A 22945-nucleotide genomic window follows, 5' to 3' on the forward strand; every position below is an offset into this window, starting at 1 on the left:
GCGGGCCATGAGACGGTGCATCGGCGCGCCGGCGCGGGGCCCGGCGCGTGGGCGGCGCGACACAGCGCGCACGGCTGCGCCGCCGTTGAACAGCCGCCGCGCGCCGATTGTTCAGTTGCGGCACAGCGTGAAGGCGAGACCGGCGATTTTGGCGACGCTACGCTTCGGCATGGGAATTGCGTAATCGGACGGATCGTTTCAGCTTCAGCGACGCAAAAAGGGGGCGCGATGGATCACGAGCACACCGGCGCCGAGACGACGGCGGAGGACACGGGACGCAGCGCGGACGGCGACGGCACGGCCGGGCGCGCGCTCGTCAGCGTCGCGCACGACGCCGACGAGCAGGCGCGCAACCTGATCGGCTGGCGCCAGGCCTACGATCAGCTCGCGGCGGGCCGCTTCGTCGGCACGCTGACCGAGCTGCCGCTCGACACGATGAAGGTGTTCCGCGAGACGACGAGCCACACGCTGCGGCAGGCGTGCGAGGTGCGCGGCGACGCGTACTGGTTCGGCATCCCGGTCGCGCGCGACGGCGCGGCGCGCATCGACGCGCGGCCGATCGCCGCCGATGCGCTTGCGTTTCGCCCCGGCAACGTCGAGTTCGAGCTGCTGACGCCCGCGCAATTCTCGATCTTCGGCGTCGTCGTGCGCGGCGCGGTGCTGCGCCGCTATGCGGAGGAAGTCGAGCGCTGCGGGCTCGACGAGCGGCTGCCGCTCATGCCCGTCGTGAAGGTCGGCGAGGCGCGCCTCACGCGGCTTTGCGCGCTGCTCGCGCAGCGGCTCGACGACGCGGACGCGATGAGCGCGGCGGGTGCGCCGTTGTCCGACTGCGCGCGCAACGATCTGCAGGCGGAAGTGCTCGCGGCGCTGTTCGACCTGTGCGCGTCGCCCGCCGCCGACGCGACCGTCGAGCATTCGTCGCGGCGGCGCAAGATCGTCGCGGCCGCGCGCGATTACGTGCTCGCGCACCGCTCGCGGCCCGTCGGCGTGCCGGAGCTGTGCGAGCAGCTGCACGTGAGCCGGCGCACGTTGCAGTACTGCTTCCAGGACGTGCTCGGCATGGCCCCCGCCACCTATTTGCGCGCGCTGCGGCTGAACGGCGTGCGGCGCGACCTGCGCGGGCGCGCGGCGGATTCGGTGCAGGACGTCGCGGCCGCGTGGGGGTTCTGGCATCTGAGCCAGTTCGCGACCGACTATCGGCGGATGTTCGGCGCGCGGCCGTCGGAAACGCTGCGCGGCGCGCTGGCCTGCTGACGCGGCGCAAGACGCGGCCGCCGCGGCTTCGGCGCGATGCGGCGTGCGATGCGATGTGCGATGCGGCGTGCGATGGCGATCGGCTTTCCGCCGCGCTCACTCCCGCGCCGGCGGCCACGCGAGCGTATCCCAATCGATGCGCCGATACGCGGCGTCGACAAGCGCGATATCGTCGACGGCATCGCTTTTGTGGCGATTGCGCAACATCTCGGGCACATCAAGCCCGATCGCCGTGCAAAAAGGATAATCGCGCACCCGCAGCTCGGGCGCGATGCTCGAAAAGCACGCGAGCGTCGGCACGTCGAAGCCGGCCGCGATATGCACGGCCGACGTGTCTGCGCACATTACGACGCTCGCCTGCGCGACCCAGCCGATGAAGTGCGCGGTATCGCCGGAGTGGACGCTCACATCGACGTAGTCCGGATGATCGATCGGCTCGAAGCCGAGCACGGGCAGCCGGTAGATCCGCGCAAGCCGGTCGACGAGCGCCGCGCGCCGCGCGGGCGGAATGCTGCGCAGCGGCGTGCTGGCCTGCGGGCAGAAGAGCGCGTAGCGCCGGCCGCGCCATTCGGGCGGCGGCTCCGGAAGCGTCAGCCGGGCGAGCCAATGATTGCGCTTCGCATCGGCGGCGATCGATTCGGGCGGCACGCCGAGCGACGCGAGGAAGAAGTCGATCATCGGCCGCGTCGCGAACGCGGGCCAGTACAGGTGATTGCCGAGATCGATCCGCGTGTCGCTTTCCGGCAGCGCGGCCGCGGGCCAGGGCAGCGTGCGGATCGGCGCGATCGCGTCGGCCGCGAGCCGATACAGCGCGTCGACGTACGCGGGCGCATGCGCGGGCCGGTACAGCACGAAGCGCACGTGCGGATGGCGCGCCCGGATCGCCGCGAGCGCGGTCAGGCCGATCACCGAGTCGCCGAGCGCGACGCCCATCCCATTGATCACGTGAACGGTCGACAACGTCGCGTAATCGAGCGCGAACGGACGGCTTGCCGCATGCAACAGCCCGATGCGGCTCGCCGCGCCGGCGTAGCCGCGCGCGTCGGCGCCCGTGCATTCGAGATCGTAGGGCGCGACGAGCCGGCCGTCCGGCGACAGCAGCGTGCCGGGGTAGGTGAGCGCGTCGGCGGGCGGCAGCGCGGGGGCTGCGTGCGTCGTCATCGTCGCGAGCGCGGGCTTGCCGGATGCGCCGTCACGCGCGGCGCGCGCGCAGGCCTTGCTCGCGCACCTGCTCGAGCGTCGCGGCGGGCGTGCATGCATCCTTTGGCACGCGGATCTCGATCAGCGCGGGCAGGCCGCTCGCGAGCGCGCGATCGAGCGCAGGCAGGAAATCGGCGGTGCGCTCGACCGTCTCGCCATGCGCGCCGAACGCGCGCGCGTACGCGGCGAAATCCGGATTCGTCAGCCCCGTGCCGTGCACGCGCGCCGGATAGTTGCGCTCCTGATGCATGCGGATCGTGCCGAAATGGCCGTTGTTCACGACAAGCACGATGATCGCGAGACCATACTGCATCGCGGTCGCGAGCTCGTTGCCGGCCATCATGAAGCAGCCGTCGCCCGCGAGCGCGACGACCGTGCGCTGCGGATACAGCGACTTCGCCGCGAGCGCGGCCGGCACGCCGTAGCCCATCGCGCCGCTTGTCGGCGCGAGTTGCGAACGGAAGTGCCGGTACGCGAAATGGCGATGCAGCCAGGCCGCGTAATTGCCCGCGCCGTTCGTGACGATCGCGTCGTGCGGCAGCCGCTCGCGCAATTGCAGCATCACGTCGCCGAGCTGCACGTCGCCCGGCATCGGCTTCGGCGCGCGCCAGTCGAGATACGCGCGATGCGCGTCGGCCGCGCTCTGCGCCCACGCGGGCGAGGCCGGCGGCTCGAGCGAGGCGAGCTGCGAGGCGATCTCGGGCATCCCCGACGCGATCGGCAGATCGGCCGCGTAGACGCGCCCGAGCTCGTCCGCGCCCTGATGCACGTGAATGAGCACTTGCTTCGGTTTCGGAATGTCGATCAGCGTGTAGCCGCCCGTCGTCGCCTCGCCGAGGCGCGGGCCGAGCGCGAACAGCAGGTCCGCTTCCTGGATGCGGCGCGCGAGTGCGGGATTCACGCCGAGGCCGACGTCGCCCGCGTACTGCGGATGCTCGTTGTCGAACGTGTCCTGGTAGCGGAACGCGCACGCGATCGGCAACCGCCAGCGCTCGACGAACGTGCGCAGATCCGCGCATGCGTCGGGCGTCCAGCCGCTGCCGCCCGCGATCACGAGCGGCCGCTCGGCGCGTGCGAGCCGCTCGCGCAGCTCGGCCATCTGCGCGACGGACGGCGCGGCGGCGATGCGCTTCGCCGCGGGCGCGACGGGCTGCGCGGCGCAGGGCTCGGACAGCACGTCCTCAGGCAGCGCGAGCACGACCGGGCCTGGCCGGCCCGACATCGCGACGTGAAACGCGTGGCTCAGGTATTCGGGGATGCGGCGCGGATCGTCGATCTGCGCGACCCATTTCGCGAGCTGGCCGAACATCCGCCGATAGTCGATTTCCTGGAACGCCTCGCGATCGAGATGCTCACGCGCGCACTGGCCGATGAAGAGGATCATCGGCGTCGAATCCTGGAATGCGGTGTGCACGCCGATCGACGCGTGCGTCGCGCCGGGGCCGCGCGTGACGAACGCGACGCCGGGCCGGCCGGTCAGCTTGCCGAGCGCCTCCGCCATGTTCGCGGCGGCGGCCTCGTGGCGGCAGACGACGGTCTGGATGCGTTCGGTTTCGTCGGCGAAGGAATCGAGGACGGCGAGAAAGCTCTCGCCGGGAACGCAGAACACGCGCTCGACGTGATTCGCGAGCAGGGCGTCGACGAGCAGGCGTGCGCCGGTGGCGGCGCGCTGCCCGAGGTCCGGGGAAATCGGCATATAAGACGGGCTCCCTTCGTGGCGGGACGTACAGCTTACGCCGGAAGGGAAGGTGGCGGAAGGCGCGCCATTACCGATGGCGCGCCCGGTGGCGATTACCAGCGGAACGACTGCGGGTAGTGATCCGATGCGCCGACCAATTGAGTTCCGGCCTGAAGAAAGGTGAATCCAGGCGCGTTGGTGATCGCATAGTCGAGAATGCCGCCGCCTTGTTGCGTCGCGCGGTTGCTGCTCACGACGGCGCCTTGCGGCGGTGGAACGAATCCCGCCGCATTGGGCGGCGCATTGAAGTCACCGACGCATGCCCAGGTTCCGCCGCGCTGACTGATCTGTCCGATCTGCGCATTGTTCCACGTGCAGACATTGGCCAGCGTGACGTTGCGGGATACCGGCGGGCTGTGAATCGAATAAATCGTGATGGCGTTACGCGTTTGGGGATCGGTGACCGTGCACCACGGCATCGCGCGCGGGCTGTTCGGATTGAAGCCCGCGGCGGCGGGCATCAGGATATGGCGCGCGCTCGGGGCGATGTTGCTGAGCACGGCGAGGCCGAGCCGGTCTTGGGGCGCTTCCCAGTACACGCATTCCATGAAGCCCGCGCCGGCTCTGAAGTTACCCGTGTAGCCGATGATCGCGCCGTCGTTGCCGATGATCGGCGCCCTTTCCTCCAGCAACGTCGCGAAGTTCGTCCCGCATTCCTGCAGGCACAGTACGTTTGCGCGGGTTTGTTGCAGTACCTGGTTCAAATAGACGGCATTGGTTGCGCCCAGCATGTTCCACGTAGCGATGATCATTTTTTCTCCTTTGAGCGACATGGGGAGCCGGAGACGAGCACGGCCGCGGCGGCGAACGGCGGGCGACGCGGCCGCTCGGACGGTAGTCCCGCCGATCAAGATATCGATTGGCGGGCGGGCGCGATACTGACAGGAATGGTAGGCGCGCGGCGGCGTCGACGCGCTGCGCGCTGGTCGCGCCCTGGTCGGCATTGCGCGCTCGCGAGCTGGTGCCACGGGCGGCAGGCGGTTTTTTTGTCGTTAGGGTGTTGCTTGAGGGAGGGGAGAGATCCGAGCGCTGCTTGCGGCAAGAGCGAGATACGCCGAGTACCGGTTGTGGACGCGTAAAAATGCCGTAAGCGCGCGCCGCTTCGCCGCACGTGAGCCGGCAATGCGCCGCGCGAGTTGCGTGGCCGCATGGCCGCGAGCGCGGCGCGAAGAAAACCGGGAGGCGGCGTTCGGCCGCCCCCGCATCAGCACTCGACGATATTCACCGCCAGCCCGCCGCGCGACGTTTCCTTGTACTTCGTCTTCATGTCCGCGCCCGTCTCGCGCATCGTCTTGATCACGGAGTCGAGCGACACGTAGTGCGTGCCGTCGCCGCGCAGCGCCATGCGCGCGGCGTTGACGGCCTTCACCGACGCCATCGCGTTGCGCTCGATGCACGGAATCTGCACCATCCCGCCGACCGGATCGCAGGTGAGGCCGAGGTTGTGCTCCATGCCGATTTCGGCCGCGTTCTCGACCTGTTGCGGCGTGCCGCCCAGCACGGCCGCGAGCGCGCCCGCCGCCATCGAGCACGCGACGCCGACTTCGCCCTGGCAGCCGACTTCGGCGCCCGAGATCGACGCGTTGAGCTTGTACAGGATGCCGATCGCCGCCGCCGTCATCAGGAAGTCGATCACGCCTTGCTCGTTCGCGCCCGGCGTGAAGCGCGTGTAGTAATGGAGGACGGCCGGGATGATGCCCGCCGCGCCGTTGGTGGGCGCGGTGACGACGCGCCCGCCCGCCGCGTTCTCTTCGTTGACCGCGATCGCGTACAGGTTGATCCAGTCGATCATCGACAGCGGGTCCTGCAACGCGCGTTCCGGATTGTCCGTCAGCGCGCGATGGAGCTGCGGCGCGCGGCGCTTGACCTGGAACGGGCCGGGCAGGTTGCCGTCGGCGTCCGGGTTGTCGATGCCGCAGCCGCGCGCGACGCAAGATTGCATCACGTCCCAGATCTTCAGCAGGCCCGCGCGCGTCTCCTCCTCGGTGTGCCACGCGCGCTCGTTCTCCCACATCAACTGCGCGATCGACTTGCCGGTCGAATCGGTGAGCGCGAGCAGCTCGGCGCTCGTGCGAAACGGATGCGCCATCTGCTCGACGGCGGCGAGCACCTTCGTGTTCGGCGCGCCCGCGGTGACGACGAAGCCGCCGCCCACGGACAGATACGTCGTCTCGCGCAGCACCGCGCCCGTCGCGTCGATCGCGCGCAGCTTCATCGCGTTCGGATGCTCGGGCAGCGCCTGCCGGTAGAACGCGATGTGCTCCTTCGGCACGAACGGCACCGGATGCGCGCCGAGCAGCGCGAGCGACTTCGAATCGCGCACGGCGTCGAGCCGTGCGGCGATCGTCGACGGATCGACGGTGTCGGGCGCATCGCCCATCAGGCCGAGCATCACGCCGCGATCGGTGCCGTGGCCCTTGCCCGTCGCGCCGAGCGAGCCGTACAGCTCGACTTTCACGCTCGCGGTCGCGGCGAGCAGCGCGTCGCGCTCGAGCCCTTGCGCGAACATCAGCGCGGCCCGCATCGGACCGACCGTATGCGAGCTCGACGGGCCGATACCGATTTTGAAAAGATCGAACACGCTGACTGCCATTTCGTTTCCTGAATTGCTGGATGTATTGGGGGATCACCGCGCCGGCAGCGGCAGGCACGCGGCCAGCCACGCCGGCGGCATCGGCGAGAGTTGCTGGGCGATGCCCGCGTAGCGGCCGTCGAGGCGCGCGGCGAGGTGGAACAGCTCGGTTGCGTTCTTCGGCTCCCACATGCCCGAATAGCCGGGCAGGCCTGCCTCGCGGCGCTTCGCGTCGAACGGCACCGGCGAGTGGACGAATTCTTCGTGCGTCTTCTCGCCGCGCGCGTACGGCGCGAGCCAGTCGAGCGCGGCGGCGAGCGTCGCGCCGTTCGGCGCGCGCTCGCGCAGCCAGTTGCGGTTGAAGCGCCGCGCCGCGAGCGCCGCCGTCACGAGCGGCTGCAGATCGTAGACCGCGTAATGCAGCGCGTCGCGCTCGAGAAAATCGTACGTCGTGCCGTCCGGCTCGATGTTGTCGGCGAGATGCTCGACGAACAGGCGCTGCGCGGCGTTCATCATCCTGCGGTCGCCGAGCGTGAACGCGGCGAGCGCGATCAGCTTGATCCGGTGGCTTTGCCAGTTGTTGCGCCACGTGCCCTTGAGCGGGCGCTTCTGCGCGTCGATCTGCTGCACGTAGCCGTTGCCGAGCGACGCGATGAACGCGGCCGTCGCGTTGCGCGTTTTCACGGGCAGCACGCTCGCGGTCATGTCGTACGCGAGGATCAGGCTCTCGAAGCGCGTCTCGTCGATCGGATTGAAGCTTGGGCGGTAAGTGTTCACCCACGCCGACAGAAAGCGGTCGACGAGCGCCAGATAGCGGCTCTGGTTCGTCACGCGCCACGCGAGCGCCGCGTTGCGCATCAGCTCCATGTCGTTGAGCGCCTCGGCGCTCTGGTCGTAGATGCCTTCGTGCGGCAGCGTGCCTTCGGTGTGCACGCGCGGCAGCGCCTTCGGCTCGTCGTTCAGATGCGCGTCGACGCTCTTGATGAGCGCCTGCACGCCCGGTTCGGCGTGCGTCGCTTCGCTGCTCTGCAGCGCCGGTGCGGCGCAGAAATTCATCGCCGCTCGCGCGGGGCCGGCCGCCGTCAGCGCGGCGGTGGCGAGAAGCGCCGGCGCGAGCGCGCTCAAGCGCCGCCGCATCGCCTGCGCGCGGCCCGGAAACGTCTGACGCACCATGCAGAACTCCTTTGTTGGCTGGATCGCGGTGTGAGATGTTAGCCGGACTTGCGGGCGAATGCGAACGCGCGCGCCGTCCGCAACGACGGATTGCGGACGGCGCGTCGCCGTTGAAAGGAGCGCGGCGCGGCGAGCGGGCCGCGCCGGCGCATCATGCGTAATCCGATACCGGAACGCAGGAGCAGAACAGATTGCGGTCGCCATATGCGTTGTCCGCGCGGCCGACGGGCGGCCAGTACTTGTTCGTGCCGAGCGACGCGACCGGGTACGCGGCCTGCTCGCGCGAGTACGCATGCGGCCATTCGTTCGCGGTGACGACGGCAGCCGTGTGCGGCGCGTGACGCAGCGGGTTGTCCTCGCGGTCGGCGCGGCCTTCCTCGACCGCGCGGATCTCGTCGCGGATCGCGACCATCGCGGCGATGAAGCGGTCGAGCTCCTCCTGCGATTCCGATTCGGTCGGCTCGACCATCAGCGTGCCCGGCACCGGGAAGCTCATCGTCGGCGCGTGGAAGCCGTAGTCCATCAGGCGCTTCGCGACGTCGTCGACGCTGATGCCGCTCGAATCCTTGATCGGACGCAGGTCGAGAATGCATTCGTGCGCAACCAGCCCGCCCGGGCCCGAATACAGCACCGGGTAGTGCGGCGCGAGGCGCTTCGCGATGTAGTTCGCGTTGAGGATCGCGGTTTCGGTGGCGGCGGTCAGGTTCTTCGCGCCCATCATCGCGATGTACATCCACGAGATCGGCAGGATCGACGCTGAGCCGTACGGCGCGGCCGACACCGCGCCGATGCCTTCCTCGCCGCGCGCGTAGCCGGTCGAGCGCTGGTTCGGCAGGAACTTCGCAAGGTGCGCGCCGACCGCGACCGGGCCGACGCCGGGGCCGCCGCCGCCGTGCGGGATGCAGAAGGTCTTGTGCAGGTTCAGGTGCGACACGTCGCCGCCGAACTGGCCCGGCGCGGTCAGGCCGACCATCGCGTTCATGTTCGCGCCGTCGACGTACACCTGGCCGCCGTGCGCGTGCACGATCTCGCAGATCTCGCGCACGTTCTGCTCGAACACGCCGTGCGTCGACGGATACGTGATCATGATCGCCGCGAGGTCCTTCGAGTGCTGCTCGGCCTTCGCCTTGAGATCCTCGATGTCGACGTTGCCCTGCGCGTCGCACGCGACCACCACCACCTTCATGCCGGCCATGTGCGCGGACGCCGGGTTCGTGCCGTGCGCGGACGCCGGAATCAGGCAGATGTCGCGATGGCTCTCGCCGCGCGATTCGTGATACGCGTGGATGATCAAGAGGCCCGCGTACTCGCCCTGCGAGCCCGCGTTCGGCTGCAGCGACACGGCCGCGTAGCCCGTCGCCGCGACGAGCATCTGTTCGAGCTGGTCGATCATCTCGCGGTAGCCGACGGTCTGCTCGGCCGGCGCGAACGGGTGAATCCGGCCGAATTCGGGCCACGTGACGGGCAGCATTTCCGACGTCGCGTTCAGCTTCATCGTGCACGAGCCGAGCGGGATCATCGAGCGGTCGAGCGCGAGATCCTTGTCCGACAGGCTGCGCAGGTAGCGCAGCATTTCCGTTTCCGAATGATGGCGGTTGAACACGTGGTGCGTCAGATACGCGCTCGTGCGCTCGAGGCCGGCCGGCAGCGCGGGCACGGCGGGCAGCGCGGCGTCGAGCGAGTCGACGTCGGGCGCCGTCGCGCCCGCCGCCTGCGCGAAGATCGCGAGCAGATCGGCGAGATCGGCGCGCGTCGTCGTTTCGTCGACCGATACGCCGACTTGCGTGTCGCTCGCGCGGCGCAGGTTGATGCGCTTCGCTTTCGCGAGCTCGTGGATCTGCGCGGCGCGCGCGCCCGCGTCGATCGTCAGCGTGTCGAAGAACGTGTCGTTGACGCTCGCGTAGCCGATCTGCTTGACGCCCGCGGCGAGGAGCGCGGCGATGCGGTTCACGCGCAGCGCGATCGTCTTCAGGCCGCGCGGGCCGTGATAGACCGCGTACATGCTCGCCATGATCGCGAGGAGCGCCTGCGCGGTGCAGACGTTCGACGTCGCCTTCTCGCGGCGGATGTGCTGTTCGCGGGTTTGCAGCGCGAGGCGCAGCGCGGGCTTGCCCTGCGCGTCGACGGTCACGCCGACGAGGCGCCCCGGCATTTGCCGCTTGAATTCGTCGCGCACCGCCATGTACGCGGCGTGCGGGCCGCCGAAGCCCATCGGCACGCCGAAGCGCTGCGTGTTGCCCACCGCGACGTCCGCGCCCCATTCGCCGGGCGGCGTGAGCACGGTGAGCGAGAGGATGTCGGCCGCGACGACGACGTGGCCGCCCGCCGCATGGATCGCGGCGGCGAGCGCGCGGTAGTCGCGCACGTCGCCGTTCGCGCCCGGATACTGGAGCAGCACGCCGAACGCGTTCGCGCCGGCGGCGTCGGCGGCCGGGCCCGTCTTCACGTCGATGCCGACCGGCTTCGCGCGCGTCCTGATCACTTCGAGCGTTTGCGGCAGCACGTCGTCGGCGACATAGAACACGTTCGACTTCGGCTTGCCGACGCGCTGCAGCAGCGTCATCGCCTCGGCGGCGGCCGTCGCCTCGTCGAGCAGCGACGCGTTCGAGATCGCGAGGCCCGTCAGGTCGGCGACCATCTGCTGGAAGTTCAGGAGCGCCTCGAGGCGGCCCTGTGAGATTTCGGGCTGGTACGGCGTGTACGCGGTGTACCACGCCGGGTTTTCGAGCACGTTGCGCAGGATGACGGCGGGTGTGTGCGAGTCGTAATAGCCTTGGCCGATGTACGAGCGGAACACCTGGTTCTTGTCCGCGAGTTCGCGCAGTGCGGCGAGCGCTTCCGCCTCGCTCAGCGGCTGCGCGAACGGGCCGAGCGGCAGCGCGTCGCGGCGGCGGATCGGCGCGGGAATCACGGCGTCGATCAGCGCTGCGCGCGTTGCGAAGCCGAGCGTGTCGAGCATCGCGCGCTGGCTGGCGTCGTCGGGGCCGATGTGGCGTTCGGCGAACGCGTCGTGCGTTTCGAGCGTGGCGAGCGAGAGGGGCGTGCGGTTCATCAGGTGATCCGGGTGTTCGAGCTTCATGGCGTTCCTGTGTCGACCAGAGTTAGCGCTTCAGCGCTTACTCTGGTCCCATGCTTTGCGGTCGACCAGAGTTAGCGCTTCAGCGCTTACTCTGGTCCCATGCTTTGCGGTCGACCGGAGTTAGCGCTTTAGCGCTTGCTCGGGTCCCATGCTTTGCGGTCGACCAGAGTTAGCGCTTTAGCGCTTGCTCGGGTCCCATGCTTTGCGGTCGACTCGAGTTGGCGTTTCAGCGCTTGCTCGGGTCCCATGCTTCGCGGTTGACCGAAGTTGGCGCTTTAACGCTTACTCAGGTCCCACGCTGTGCGATCGACCGGAGTCAGCGCTTCAGCGCCCACCCCGGCCCCATGCTTTGCCATCGACCAGAGTCAGCGCCTCAACGCTCACCCTGGTCCCACGCGTGGCGCGGCCCGTGCTGCCGCCCGCCGCGCCGCGCGGTTCGTGAGTGGGCGCGTTAGCCGACCAGCTTCTCGTAGGCGGCGGCGTCGATCAGCTTGTCGGTCGACGCGCCCGCTTCGAGCTTGATCTTGAAGAGCCAGCTCGCGTACGCGTCGCCGTTGACCTCGTCGGGCGTGTCGACGATTGCCGTGTTCACTTCGACCACCTCGCCCGACACCGGCGTGTAGATGTCGGACGCCGCCTTCACCGATTCGACGACGCCGATGGCGTCGCCCGCCTTCACGGTCTTGCCGACTTCGGGCAGCTCGAGGAAGACGATGTCGCCGAGCGTTTCCTGCGCGTGGTCGGTGATGCCGACCGTCAGCGTGCCGTCCGCTTCGGTGCGGACCCACTCGTGTTCTTCCGTGTACTTCAGATCGGCCGGAATGTTGCTCATCGGATGCTCCTGAGATTGATTGCTTGCAAGCGTTTGAATGTGAGGCGCGGTTCGCGCGCGCGGGCGCGCCGGTTGCTTCGCGTCAGACCGCGAGCACCTTGCCGTTGCGCACGAACGGCAGTTTTACCACGCGCGCGGGGAGATTCTTGTCGCGGATCTGCACGTGGACCGTGTCGCCGGCCGCGACGCCCTTCGGCACGCGTGCGAGCGCGATCGATTCCTGCATCGTCGGCGAGAACGTGCCGCTCGTGATCTCGCCTTCGCCGTGCGGGGTCACGACTTTCTGATGCGCGCGCAGCACGCCGCCCGCGCGGCCGTTCTCCTTTTGCAGGATGAGGCCGACGAACGCGGCGCGCGAGCCGTTCGCTTCGAGCGCGTCGCGGCCGACGAACGCGCGCGGCGCGGCGAGATCGACCGTCCACGCGAGGCCGGCGTCGAGCGGCGACACTGTCTCGTCCATGTCCTGGCCGTACAGGTTCATGCCGGCCTCGAGGCGCAGCGTGTCGCGCGCGCCGAGCCCGCACGGGCGCACGCCGCGCTCGGCGAGCGCGTTCCACAGCGCTTCGACATGGGGCGCCGGGACGATGATCTCGAAGCCGTCCTCGCCCGTGTAGCCGGTGCGCGCGACGGTGAGGTCGCCGAACGGCGTGCCCGCGACCTGCGCGGCGTTGAAGGGCTTGAGCTCGCTCGTCGCCGCGCGCGCGGCGGGGATCGTGTCCCACACCTTCGCACGCGCGTTCGGGCCCTGCGCGGCGACGATCGCGAAGTCGCGGCGCGGCGCGATCGCGAGGCCGAAGCCGCCTTGCTCGTTGAGCTGGTTGAACCACGCGACGTCCTTGTCGGCGGTGCCGGCGTTGACGACGACGCGGAAGAAATCCTCGGTGAAGTAGTAGACGATCAGATCGTCGATGACGCCGCCTTGGGGGTTCAGCAGGCACGAGTAGAGCGCCTTGCCGGGCGTTTGCAGCTTCGCGACGTTGTTCGCGAGCGCGTGCTCGAAGAACGCGCGCACGCGCGGGCCCGTGAAATCGACCACGCACATGTGCGACACGTCGAACATCCCGGCGTCGGTGCGCACGGCCTGATGCTCCTCGATCTGCGAGCCGTAGTTGACGGGCATGTCCCAGCCGCCGAAGTCGACCATGCGGGCGTTGAGGGCGCGATGCGCGGCGTGCAGCGGGGTGATTTTGAGAACGGTCATCGGGGTCCCAGGCAAGGCGGCCGGGCGGCGGCCCGGGCGCGAAAACAAAACGGCAACTTGGCGAACCGCTGGCGCGTGAAGCCGCCTGCGATGCGTGCATGCCCCTCTGTCCTCGATACCTGAGAGATTGCGCGACGGACTCGATCCGCTTCGCGCGCGCCCCTTCGGTGGGCAGCCTGCTCGTGCGGCGCGTTGCGCGCACGCGGCTACTGCCGCTCTCCAGAGTGCGAAAAACGATGTCCGGCGCATGTCGTCGCCAGACGGATTTTTCGACGCGGCCGGTCCTTTTGCCTGAGAGTTTGCGGGTGTGCCCCTTCGGCGGCGCGGCTTGCCTTTCAATCAACGAACGGCGGCCGCGCGCTCTCCCGACGCGTGCGGGCGAATGTACGCGAGCGCGAATGGGTTGTCAATTTGGGCAAATAACTGTCGTTTGAAGACAAGCGACGGCGGCATGCCGGCGGCGGTGGCGGCGTGGTTTGCCGGCCCTGAAGCGGCGGCGTGTTGGGTGAGCGGTGAGCGGTGAGCGGTGAGCGGTGAGCGGTGAGCGGTGAGCGGTGAGCGGTGAGCGGTGAGCGGTGAGCGGTGAGCGGTGAGCGGTGAGCGGTGAGCGGTGAGCGGTGAGCGGTGAGCGGTGAGCGGTGAGCGGTGAGCGGACCGGGGTCGGAAGCGTGAAGCCGCGCCTCGAAAGCGCGGCTTGGGCGAGGGGCGCCGAAACCGTGCGTCGAAGCGCCGCCCGTCGCGCGATCGAACGGCGGCGGCGCGCACGGCCGCCGCCGAAGGTGCGCTTACTCGCCGATCGCGCGAGCGGCCGTGTCGAGCTCCTGATTGAGCACGCGCTGCTCGTCGCCGGACAGGCCGCCGCCATGCTGGGCCGCCATGTCGTTCGACTCCTGACGGATCACGTCGAGCCGGCGATGCAGCGCGGCGCCTTGCGGCGGCGGATAGTAGCCGGCGTTCACGCGCGCGTCGATTCGGTGGCTCAGGTTGTCGATGCGGCCCTGGATCTGCTGCATCCGCTCGTAGCCGACCACCTGCGGATTGGGGCGGGGCGCCGGAGCTGGAGCAGGCGCGGGCGCCGGTGCGGGGCGCTGCGGCGCGACCACACATGCCGCAAGTGTCGAGACGAGGGCGCAGCATGCCGCCGCGCGGATCAACCGATGCATTCCATTCTCCTGATTGACGATGCCGGGACAGGCAATTAGACGAACGGCTCAGACCTTCGTCGAGATGACGTTCGCTCCCGAATTGTTTGTAACGCTTTGTTGGCGCTCAAGGATGACGCAAGCCGCGGGCGTCCGATGCGCGGGCGGCATCGCGCGCGCCGCTCAGATCGGTTCGCGCACGAACGGCAGCCGGCGGCCTTCGCGCTCGCTGCGCGCGGCGAGCTCGATGATCGTCATCACGTCGACGGCGTCCTGCGGCGTGACGGGGAACGGCACGCCGCCGTGGATCGACGCGGCGAGCGCGCGATAGAACTCCGCGTACTGGCCGTCGAGCGTCGGCACCGGGCGTTCGACCTCGAGCTCGCCGTCGAGTCCGCGCAGCACGCCGGGCGGGTTGCCTCCGCCGAATTCGACGTCGCCGGGCGTGAGGCCCGCCTTCAACTGATCTTCCTGTGTATCGAGCCCGTGCTTCTGGTAGCCGGCCTGCGTGCCGAGCACGGTGAAGCGCGCGGGCTCGATCGCCGCGAGCGCGCTCGCGTGAAGCACGACGTCCTTGTCCGGATAGCCGAGCTGCAGATGGACGAAGTCGGGCGCGCCGCCGCCGTCGCGGCGCGTCTTGACCGCAGCGCTCACGGTGTCCGGCGCGCCGAAGAGCGCGAGCGCCTGATCGATCAGATGCGGCCCGAGATCGAACAGCAGCCCGCCGCCGCGCGCCGCTTCCTCGCGCCAGCGCGTGCGCACGTGCGGACGGAAGCGGTCGAAGTGCGATTCGAAATAGGTGATGCGGCCGAGCTCGCCGCTTTCGACGAGCTGACGCACGGTCAGGAAATCGCCGTCCCAGCGGCGGTTGTGGAACGGCGCGAACACGCGGCCGCGCGCGGCCGCGAGACGCGCGAGCGCGAGCGCTTCGGCGGCCGTCAGCGTGACGGGCTTGTCGACGACCACGTGCTTGCCCGCTTCGAGTGCACGCTTCGCCAGTTCGAAATGCGTGTCGTTGGGCGTTGCGATCACGATGCACTCGACTTCGTCGAGCGCGACGAGCGCATCGAGATCCGGCACGACGGCCGCGTCCGGATGCGCGGCGTGCGCGCGCTCCGGCTGCCCGGTGGCGATCGCGGCCATTTGCGTGCGGCTGCTGTGCGCGATGACGGGCGCGTGGAACGTCGCGCCTGCAAAACCGAAACCCATCAAACCAATCTTGAGCGTTGACGACATGAACGATCCTGTCTGCTTGCGAAACTGAGGCGCGGCGGCTCGGACGCCGCACGGCGACGGACGGCTATTGTGGCATGACGAAAGGGGGCGGAACGGTTCGGCGGCGACGTTGGCCGAATGGACGAGGCGTGCGAACGCCGAATGACAGGAACGGCGCGCGACGCGGCCGGCACGGCCGAGGGGCGCAAGGCACGCGGCCGAAACGGCGCGGATTCGATTGCTTTCGATGTATCTCTCGGCGCCCGTCCGGTGTCCGTCCGGCGTCTGGCGAGAGCGGCGGTCCGACCGGGCAACGCCGGTCCGCTCGGTCGGCGAATCGATTCCCGGAGGAGCGGCGCTCGGGAGCTTCGCCGTCCGGCCGGCTTGTTCCGTCCGGCAGCCGGGAGCGCCGCCGCTCCGCCGAACGGCGCCGAGCTGCCCGCACACCTGCTCGCGTCCCCGTCGGCATTCCGCGCCCGAAGCCTTTGCGAGCGGCCGATGGGCTAATCGAAAAGGTCGCCGGCCGGAGAATGCCGGTGCGCGAGCCAAGTGAGAGCCCGCGTTCGCGGCGATGACGCATCGACCGTCGTCGGGCGTTCGTTTTAACCTCCGATCCGCCGCCTGATTGCCGCAGCGGCCTGCTCGGCCCACACCGCGCAGGCCCGCGCGCCCGGATGAAAGCCGTCCGACGCCATCGCGTCGCGCGTGAGCGGCATGTCGACCCGCAGGAACTCGCACGCGGGCTGGCCGGCGGCCCAGCGCGACAGCGCCGTATTGAGCCGCCGCGCGCGCAGCCCGAGATACCATCTGAGCGGTTGCGGCAGCGCCGGAAAATGATGCATCGGCGGCACCGCGGACAGAATCACGTGCGCCGCGCCGAAGCGCGTCGTCAGCCGTTCGACGAGCGCCGCCTGCGCGTCGCGCCAGCGCGCGGGCGACACGCCGTCCGTTACATCGTTGACGCCGAGCGACGTGACGGCCGCGTCGAAGCGCGCGTCGGGCTCGGCATCGAGCCAGTCGAGCAGATCCCGCGTCGTCGCGCCGGTGCGCGCGAGCAACCTCCATTCGACGCGATGCAACGGCGCGAGCGCGCGCACGAGTTGGCCGGTGAGCGCGTCGGACTGCGTCGGGACGCCGACGCCCGCGGCGGCCGAGTCGCCGAGCACGAGGAGGCGCAGCGGCGGCCCGGCGCCGTCGACGCCGCTGCGCGGCCCGTCGGCCTCGGCGAGGCGCGGCGTCACGCGCCTGACATGGCGGCCCTGAGCGAGCAGCAGCGGGCCGAGCGCGGCGGTGGCGAAGTGGTATCCCATGCGGTTTCCGTGATGTATGGCGTCGAGGTCGTGGCGTGCCGCCATGATAGCGAGCGGCGCGCATCGGCCGCCATCCGCCATCCGCCGGCGCCGCCGCGGCCGCACGAGCGCCGCATGGGCATCGTCCGAATGTCCGACGCAGCGCCCGTTTCACATTCGCGAAAGAATCGCCGGCCGCCGCCGTGTTAACATGCGCGTCCCGCGAGCCATTTGCCGGGGGCCGGCGTTGCAGTCCGCGCGCCGGCCGCGCTTCGCTCGCGGCGCCTTCCGGCTTCGCCGCCGTCAACCGCAACACCATCCGCAATCATGTCCGCAGGCCTGAACCCCGCTCAAAGCGAAGCGGTGCGCTATCTCGACGGTCCCTGCCTCGTGCTCGCCGGCGCGGGCAGCGGCAAGACCCGCGTCATCACGCAGAAGATCGCGCACCTGATCGAAGCAAAAGGCTTCGAGCCGCGCCATATCGCCGCCGTCACGTTCACGAACAAGGCGGCCGCCGAAATGCGCGAGCGCGTCGGCAAGCTCCTCGAGGGCAAGACGCTCACGACGCCCGGCAAGGAAGGCCGCAAGGTGCCCGTCAATCAGCTCACCGTCTGCACGTTCCACTCGCTCGGCGTGCAGATCCTGCGGAAGGAGGCCGAGCACGTCGGCCTGAAGCCGCAGTTCTCGATCATGGATTCGGACGATTGCTTCGGGATGATCCAGGAGCAGATCGGCACGACGGACAAGGGCCTGATCCGCAAGATCCAGACGATCATCTCGCTGTGGAAGAACGGCCTCGTCACGCCCGAGGAGGCGATGACGATCGCGGCGAACGAGGACGAGCATCAGGCGGCGCTCGTCTACCGGAACTATGTCGCGACGCTGCACGCGTACCAGGCGGTGGACTTCGATGACCTGATCCGCCTGCCGACCGAACTGTTCGCGAACAACGAGCCGGTGCGCGAGCGCTGGCAGAACAGGCTGCGCTATCTGCTGATCGACGAGTATCAGGACACGAACGCGTGCCAGTACGAGTTGCTGAAGCTGCTCGCGGGCCCGCGCGCCGCGTTCACGGCGGTCGGCGACGACGACCAGGCGATCTATGGCTGGCGCGGCGCGACGCTCGAGAACCTCGCGCAGCTCGGCAAGGACTTCCCGAAGCTGCACCTGGTCAAGCTCGAGCAGAACTACCGGTCGACGGTGCGCATCCTCACCGCCGCGAACAACGTGATCGCGAACAACCCGAAGCTGTTCGAGAAGAAGCTGTGGTCCGAGCACGGGATGGGCGATTCGATCACCGTCACGCCGTGCAACGACGAAGAGCACGAGGCCGAATCGGTCGTGTTTCGGCTGTCCGCGCACAAGTTCGAGCGGCGCACGCAGTTTCGCGATTACGCGATCCTGTATCGCGGCAACTTCCAGGCGCGCATCTTCGAGCAGGTGCTGCGGCGCGAGCGGATTCCGTACGTGCTGTCGGGCGGCCAGTCGTTCTTCGACAAGGCCGAGATCAAGGACTTGTGCGCGTACCTGCGCCTCATCGCGAACGCCGACGACGATCCCGCGTTCATCCGCGCGGTCACGACGCCGCGCCGCGGAATCGGCAACACGACGCTCGAGGCGCTCGGCGCGTTCGCGGGGCAGGCGAAGGTGTCGCTGTTCGAGGCGGTCTACATGGGCGGGATCGAGGCGCGGCTGTCCGCGCGGCAGGTCGAGCCGCTGAGGATCTTCTGCGATTTCATCCAGCGCCTGACCGACCGCGCGGACAAGGAGCCGGCGACCGTCGTCCTCGACGACATGATGGAAGCGATCCACTACGAAGCGTACCTGTACGACGCCTATGACGAACGGCAGGCGCAGACGAAGTGGCAGAACGTGCTCGAATTCCTCGAATGGCTGAAGCGCAAGGGGACGAAGCCGGAGCCGGAAGAAGCGGTTGACGGCGAGACGGAAGGCTTTCACAACGCGGACGGCCTTGCCGACACAGGCAAGAACCTGCTCGGCCTGATTCAGACAGTCGCGCTGATGTCGATGCTCGAGGGTAAGGAAGAGGACCCGGATGCGGTGCGGCTGTCGACCGTGCACGCGTCGAAGGGGCTCGAGTATCCGCACGTGTTCCTCGTCGGCGTCGAGGAAGGGATCATGCCGCACAGCGGCGGCAGCGACGACGGCCCGATCGACGACGAGCGGATCGAAGAGGAGCGCCGGCTGATGTACGTCGCCATCACGCGCGCGCAGCGCAGCCTGCATCTGAACTGGTGCAAGAAGCGCAAGCGCGCGCGGGAGACGATCGTCTGCGAGCAGTCGCGCTTCATCGCCGAGATGGGGCTCGACGAAGCGCCGCCGCCCGCGCCGGAGGAGGCGCCGATGACGCCGAAGGATCGGCTCGCGAGCTTGAAGGCTTTGCTGCAGAAGTGACGCAGGCGGGCACGCGGCGCACGGCGTGCGTTTGCCGTTTGGCCGAGCGGCCGATCACCGCGCGGCGATCGAGGCAGCGCGGATATCGGCCGGACGAGTCCTGACCGATGGCCGGATCGCCGGGCGATCCGGCCGGCGCTCGGCCGCCCGCGACAAAACAGAAACCCCCGCGATGCTTGCGCAGCGCGGGGGTTTTTCGTTGCATCGGCGACCGTTACTTGGCGGCGTTGACCATGTAGTCGACGGCCGCTTTCACGTCGGCGTCCGACGCGTTCGCGCCGCCCTTCGGCGGCATCGCGCCCTTGCCGTGCAGCGCGTAGTTGTAGACCGTATCCATCGAATCCTTCAGGCGCGGCGCCCAGTCGGCCTTGTTGCCGAACTTCGGCGCGTTCAGCACGCCCGTTGCGTGGCACGCTTGGCATGTCGATTCGTACAGCGCCTTGCCTGCCGACGCCGAGCTTTCAGCGTTCGCGCCTGCGGCGGGCGCCTCGCCCGGTTTCGGCAGCGCGGCGATCGCAGCCATTGCCGCGGCGGCTTGCGCGTTGGCGGCCGTCGCGTCCGACGCGCCCGCGGCCGCGCCTGAAGCGGGGGCCGCATTCGCGGCGGGTTGCGCGGGCTCGGCGAACTTCGCACCGCCCTGATTGGCCATGTAGACGACTGCGCGCGCGATTTCATAGTCGCTATAGTCGTCGGGGTTCGTGCCGCCGCGCGGCGGCATGGCGCCTTTGCCGGTCAGCGCGATGTGCAGGACTTCGTCGTAGCCGGCCGCGATGCGCGGCGCCCAGGCGGCGGCGTCGCCGAACTTCGGCGCGCCGGCCGCGCCGGTGCTGTGGCAGGTCACGCAGACGGCCTTGTAGACTTCCTCGCCCGTCTTGTAGACGCGCGGCGCGTTGGCGTCCTTGATTTCGACTTGCGCGAGGGGGGCGATGCGCTTTGCGACGGCTTCGTCGGAGAGGCCGTCGGTGCCGGCGCCCGTGCGGAACGCGTGATTGGCGTAGGTGGCGAACAGCACGATGATCGCGATCGGGATCACGAATGAGGCGATGACAACTGCGATGAGTTGCCCGGGGGTTTTGATGGGGGCTCCGTGGGGTGCTTCGCTCATGCTTGCCTCGTCTCCGTGAATAGGAATTGTGAGCGGTACGGCAATGAATGGCTGTGGGGTGAAGCTCGGACGATTATAGACGGAACGTTTACATGGCGGCGAGCGATCGCCCGGCGCGTGTTTACCCGCACATCGGAGGGGGCGGCGTGCGTGATGAGGCGATGCAGGAGGAGGGGCGGACGGATGCGGAGCGGCGGTGGACGGTCCGGCGGAAACAAGGTATTCTTGCCGTCTTGCTACGCGCTGCGACTATCTAGGGTCGCATCGCATCCGTAAGCGCCCGTAGCTCAATGGATAGAGTACTGCCCTCCGAAGGCAGGGGTTGCTGGTTCGATCCCAGCCGGGCGCGCCAAGTCTTTGTTTTCTTGGGCTTTCTCAGCCGCATCAGCCGGTTTCGAGGTCAAGCTCGCCACAGCGGTAGCGCCAAGCACCACAGTCGCCGCTACGCCCGCCGCACGCAGATTTCCCAAAGCACGTTGCCATACTGACGCACGCTCGGTGTCGAGCTGGCTCTCGATCTGCGCAAGCGTTTCGAACGCGGGCAGGCCGGCCATCTCGGCCAGCATCATGATTTCGGTTGCATCGGGCTTGTAGCGGCCCGAGCGCCAGTGCGACAGCTTGGTGTAGTGGTACCCCAGCTTTTCCGCTACGGCCGTATTCGAGCCTTGCTTGCGCTTGGCGGCATCCAGTAGTTCAGCGATATCCATACTTTTCCCTTGACGCATGTGGCGATTTCTCCATATCATTCGAATGTGGAGAAAACGCCATTTCCGTGGCGTTATCGGAAGTCTAGCAGGCTATGGGGAAAGGAAGAATCTGGCCCCCATTTATGAGTCAGCGGGGGCGGCGGAACTGCTTGGGGTTGTAGATCGCTCGCTTGATCGGATCGAGTTCTTTTTGCCGCCGTAGCTGCACGCGCCGGCGATCCGATCGAAAGGCGACGAAGACGGCGACCAGTGCAATGGCGATCAGGAGTCGGGCCTCGATCGTCAGCGCGCCCCAAATCCGTGTGAGGTTGTTGAGCAGGTCGTAAGCGAGTTGCTCGGTCATTTGGCCGCAGTTTTCATTGATGTTTCGCGCATGTGTTTTGGCGCATCGAAGGTCGCACTGAGTCCGCAACTAGATGACGTGCATGAAGATTGCTGTTGCTACGGCGGCCGCGGTGCAAATGACCGAGGAGACTACGCGAAAACTCAGGCGCCACGCAGAAATGCCAATGATCCACGCGATGGTGATGATTGCCCCAGTGACTACTGGTTTCACAATCGGGGAGAAGTCGATGGGGTTCATGTTTGGGAGTGTGCTAAGTGAGCGAAGCTGAGGCTAGTCGGTTTGTTTTCTTGTTCGTGCTTCTTGTCTCCGTATCCACCGTCCTGGGATGTCAGTTGAATGGCCTGTTGAACGAGTTGATGCGAAGGTTGCGTCGTCGGTCGACGCAATGGCGGCGCAAATTATAGGTGCGGTTGTATCGGGTTTATGTCGGTAGGTTCGGAGGTTTCATTACCCCCTGCGTCGCGCATTTCTCACCCTCGGATAGCGCGGCGCTTTGTGGACGGCTGACCTAGCGTCCACCTTTTTCGATTCGCGCGTACGTCGCGCATGTAGCCGGAGCCGGAGCGGCTCTAGTCATTACGTATAGCAGTCCTAACAAGGAGTTTTCATGAGCAAGCAAAAGTTGACCATTCTGCAAGTGATCCAGCGCGGCGGCATTTCGAAGCGCACCGGCCAGCCGTGGGAGATTCACACGGCGCAATGCGTGCTGGAGCAAGAAAGCAGCGAGGGTAAGCAAATCCTCGTCGGCACGATCAATCTGCCGGCCGCGCTGAAGGATTCCCCGACCGGCGACTATCTCGCGGAGTTCGCGCTTCAACAGTCGATGGAGGGCAAGCTCGAACCCCGCATCGTGTCGCTGGTGCCGTTTGGTCGACCGACCGCTAAGGCTGCGGCTGCATCGTCGTAATCCGTCAAGGAAACCGGATCGCTCGAAGCTGGCCCGCACGAGCGGTTCTCTCACTACCGGGCCTGAACCTGAGAGGAAAAAAATCAAATGAAGAAGCTGGTTGCAGTTGCGGCGCTCGCTACGGCAAGCATGGGTGCATTCGCGGCGGACGTGCCGGTCGTGGCGATGGACGTTGGCCCGGTCGTGAGCTCGATTACCGGTATCGGCCCGAACATCGCACTCGTCGGCGGTGCGGTGCTCGCGGTGTCGGCGGCGATGTTCGGCTATCGCGCGGTGAAGAGCTTCCTCGGTCGCTGATCGCGTGAACTCCTGAGCCCCTGGTATGTGCGCGCGTACCGGGGGCTTTTTCTTGGGTGAAAGCCAATGAAAAGGTGGGTGGTTGCTTCGTTGTTCGGCATTGCATTCGGCGCGCGCGCGGCGCAAGGCATCGACGTGATGGTGTGCGGCAATGCGGCCAGTGCGCCGGCGGGCACGGGGCAAACGCCCTGCGCGTTGTCCGATGGCTCGATGGGCGTGCAACAGGTCGTGCATCTGACGCTCGTGAACGGCGGTGCGGCGGGTGATGCACCGATGCATGGCGGGGCGGCTGCGGGCCTGAAAGTGGGGGCGGCGATGCTGCTTGTGTTTGCGATCGCGTACGGGCTGCGTGCGATGCGTCGCTTTCTGGAATCTGCTTCGGAGAGCTAGTCATGCTTTGGTTCTGCGTCGAGTTTTGCGTGACGGTCGGCACGATCGGCGGTGCCGCGCTGATCTTGATGGGGTGAGCATGT

19 protein-coding genes, 1 tRNA gene and 2 riboswitches are annotated in these 22945 nt (G+C 68.0%); of the genes, 7 read left to right on the forward strand and 13 right to left on the reverse strand.

Features of this window, described 5'->3' with window-relative positions:
- Positions 1 to 228 precede the first annotated feature (228 nt).
- Positions 229 to 1254: a helix-turn-helix domain-containing protein gene (locus tag WS91_RS22410; RefSeq protein ID WP_038752979.1), complete on the forward strand. Its 1026-nt coding sequence runs from the start codon at positions 229 to 231 to the stop codon at positions 1252 to 1254.
- 96 nt (positions 1255 to 1350) lie between these two features.
- Here the strand turns inward: WS91_RS22410 and WS91_RS22415 are convergent, their stop codons facing one another.
- From WS91_RS22415 to WS91_RS22435, 5 genes are all read right to left on the reverse strand, one after another.
- Positions 1351 to 2415: an ADP-heptose--LPS heptosyltransferase gene (locus WS91_RS22415; RefSeq protein ID WP_038752998.1), complete on the reverse strand. Its 1065-nt coding sequence runs from the start codon at positions 2413 to 2415 to the stop codon at positions 1351 to 1353.
- 31 nt (positions 2416 to 2446) lie between these two features.
- Positions 2447 to 4150, reverse strand: coding sequence for a thiamine pyrophosphate-binding protein (locus WS91_RS22420; protein ID WP_059671041.1), 1704 nt, complete (start codon positions 4148 to 4150; stop codon positions 2447 to 2449).
- 95 nt (positions 4151 to 4245) lie between these two features.
- Positions 4246 to 4944 carry an endonuclease/exonuclease/phosphatase family protein gene (locus WS91_RS22425; protein ID WP_197422262.1) on the reverse strand — a complete coding sequence of 233 codons (699 nt, stop codon included), beginning with the start codon at positions 4942 to 4944 and terminating at the stop codon, positions 4246 to 4248.
- Between the two features lie 452 nt (positions 4945 to 5396).
- Positions 5397 to 6785 carry an L-serine ammonia-lyase gene (locus tag WS91_RS22430; RefSeq protein ID WP_038752973.1) on the reverse strand — a complete coding sequence of 463 codons (1389 nt, stop codon included), beginning with the start codon at positions 6783 to 6785 and terminating at the stop codon, positions 5397 to 5399.
- A 33-nt stretch (positions 6786 to 6818) separates the two neighbouring features.
- Positions 6819 to 7937 carry an alginate lyase family protein gene (locus WS91_RS22435; RefSeq protein WP_038752971.1) on the reverse strand — a complete coding sequence of 373 codons (1119 nt, stop codon included), beginning with the start codon at positions 7935 to 7937 and terminating at the stop codon, positions 6819 to 6821.
- Positions 7938 to 7972: 35 nt separating this feature from the next.
- On the opposite strand from WS91_RS22435, the gene WS91_RS38020 reads away from it, so the two are divergent.
- On the forward strand, positions 7973 to 8098 hold the full coding sequence (locus WS91_RS38020; protein WP_081989990.1) for a ubiquinol-cytochrome C reductase: 126 nt from the start codon (positions 7973 to 7975) through the stop codon (positions 8096 to 8098).
- Here WS91_RS38020 and gcvP read toward each other — a convergent pair.
- The 6 genes from gcvP to WS91_RS22470 form a co-directional block, all read right to left on the reverse strand.
- The gene (gcvP, locus tag WS91_RS22445; protein ID WP_059671042.1) at positions 8089 to 11016 is read right to left on the reverse strand and encodes an aminomethyl-transferring glycine dehydrogenase; all 2928 of its coding nucleotides are present in this window, start codon (positions 11014 to 11016) and stop codon (positions 8089 to 8091) included. The genes WS91_RS38020 and gcvP overlap by 10 nt on opposite strands.
- A 451-nt stretch (positions 11017 to 11467) precedes the next feature.
- Positions 11468 to 11848 carry a glycine cleavage system protein GcvH gene (gene gcvH / locus WS91_RS22450; RefSeq protein ID WP_038752965.1) on the reverse strand — a complete coding sequence of 127 codons (381 nt, stop codon included), beginning with the start codon at positions 11846 to 11848 and terminating at the stop codon, positions 11468 to 11470.
- Between the two features lie 82 nt (positions 11849 to 11930).
- Positions 11931 to 13049: a glycine cleavage system aminomethyltransferase GcvT gene (gcvT, locus tag WS91_RS22455; protein ID WP_038752962.1), complete on the reverse strand. Its 1119-nt coding sequence runs from the start codon at positions 13047 to 13049 to the stop codon at positions 11931 to 11933.
- A gap of 96 nt (positions 13050 to 13145) precedes the next feature.
- A riboswitch (glycine riboswitch) is annotated at positions 13146 to 13282 on the reverse strand.
- Between the two features lie 35 nt (positions 13283 to 13317).
- Positions 13318 to 13427: riboswitch (glycine riboswitch) on the reverse strand.
- Positions 13428 to 13834: 407 nt separating this feature from the next.
- Positions 13835 to 14212 (reverse strand): hypothetical protein, encoded by a 378-nt coding sequence (locus WS91_RS22460; protein ID WP_038754051.1) that lies wholly within the window; start codon positions 14210 to 14212, stop codon positions 13835 to 13837.
- A 162-nt stretch (positions 14213 to 14374) separates the two neighbouring features.
- Positions 14375 to 15427: an oxidoreductase gene (locus tag WS91_RS22465; RefSeq protein WP_038754054.1), complete on the reverse strand. Its 1053-nt coding sequence runs from the start codon at positions 15425 to 15427 to the stop codon at positions 14375 to 14377.
- A 581-nt stretch (positions 15428 to 16008) separates the two neighbouring features.
- A complete protein-coding gene (locus tag WS91_RS22470; protein ID WP_038754057.1) occupies positions 16009 to 16716 on the reverse strand; it encodes an SGNH/GDSL hydrolase family protein in 708 nt (235 codons plus the stop codon).
- Between the two features lie 306 nt (positions 16717 to 17022).
- On the opposite strand from WS91_RS22470, the gene WS91_RS22475 reads away from it, so the two are divergent.
- Positions 17023 to 19110, forward strand: a complete 2088-nt coding sequence (locus WS91_RS22475; RefSeq protein WP_038754060.1) for a UvrD-helicase domain-containing protein — start codon at positions 17023 to 17025, stop codon at positions 19108 to 19110.
- A 214-nt stretch (positions 19111 to 19324) separates the two neighbouring features.
- Here WS91_RS22475 and WS91_RS22480 read toward each other — a convergent pair whose 3' ends face one another.
- A complete protein-coding gene (locus WS91_RS22480; protein WP_038754061.1) occupies positions 19325 to 20215 on the reverse strand; it encodes a c-type cytochrome in 891 nt (296 codons plus the stop codon).
- A gap of 276 nt (positions 20216 to 20491) precedes the next feature.
- Between WS91_RS22480 and WS91_RS22485 the strand changes: the two genes are divergently transcribed.
- Positions 20492 to 20567, forward strand: a tRNA-Arg gene (locus WS91_RS22485).
- Positions 20568 to 21049: 482 nt separating this feature from the next.
- Here the strand turns inward: WS91_RS22485 and WS91_RS22490 are convergent.
- Positions 21050 to 21265 carry a hypothetical protein gene (locus WS91_RS22490; RefSeq protein ID WP_011852351.1) on the reverse strand — a complete coding sequence of 72 codons (216 nt, stop codon included), beginning with the start codon at positions 21263 to 21265 and terminating at the stop codon, positions 21050 to 21052.
- A 610-nt stretch (positions 21266 to 21875) separates the two neighbouring features.
- On the opposite strand from WS91_RS22490, the gene WS91_RS22500 reads away from it, so the two are divergent.
- The 3 genes from WS91_RS22500 to WS91_RS22510 all read left to right on the forward strand — a co-directional run bounded on the left by WS91_RS22500 (position 21876) and on the right by WS91_RS22510 (position 22862).
- Positions 21876 to 22175 carry a hypothetical protein gene (locus tag WS91_RS22500; protein WP_010107135.1) on the forward strand — a complete coding sequence of 100 codons (300 nt, stop codon included), beginning with the start codon at positions 21876 to 21878 and terminating at the stop codon, positions 22173 to 22175.
- Positions 22176 to 22262: 87 nt separating this feature from the next.
- Positions 22263 to 22472: a major capsid protein gene (locus WS91_RS22505; protein WP_011852350.1), complete on the forward strand. Its 210-nt coding sequence runs from the start codon at positions 22263 to 22265 to the stop codon at positions 22470 to 22472.
- A 66-nt stretch (positions 22473 to 22538) separates the two neighbouring features.
- On the forward strand, positions 22539 to 22862 hold the full coding sequence (locus tag WS91_RS22510; protein WP_059645378.1) for a hypothetical protein: 324 nt from the start codon (positions 22539 to 22541) through the stop codon (positions 22860 to 22862).
- The last annotated feature ends 83 nt before the right edge of the window (positions 22863 to 22945 follow it).

Source organism: Burkholderia sp. MSMB1498 (assembly GCF_001526245.1).
GTDB classification, from domain to species: domain Bacteria; phylum Pseudomonadota; class Gammaproteobacteria; order Burkholderiales; family Burkholderiaceae; genus Burkholderia; species Burkholderia savannae.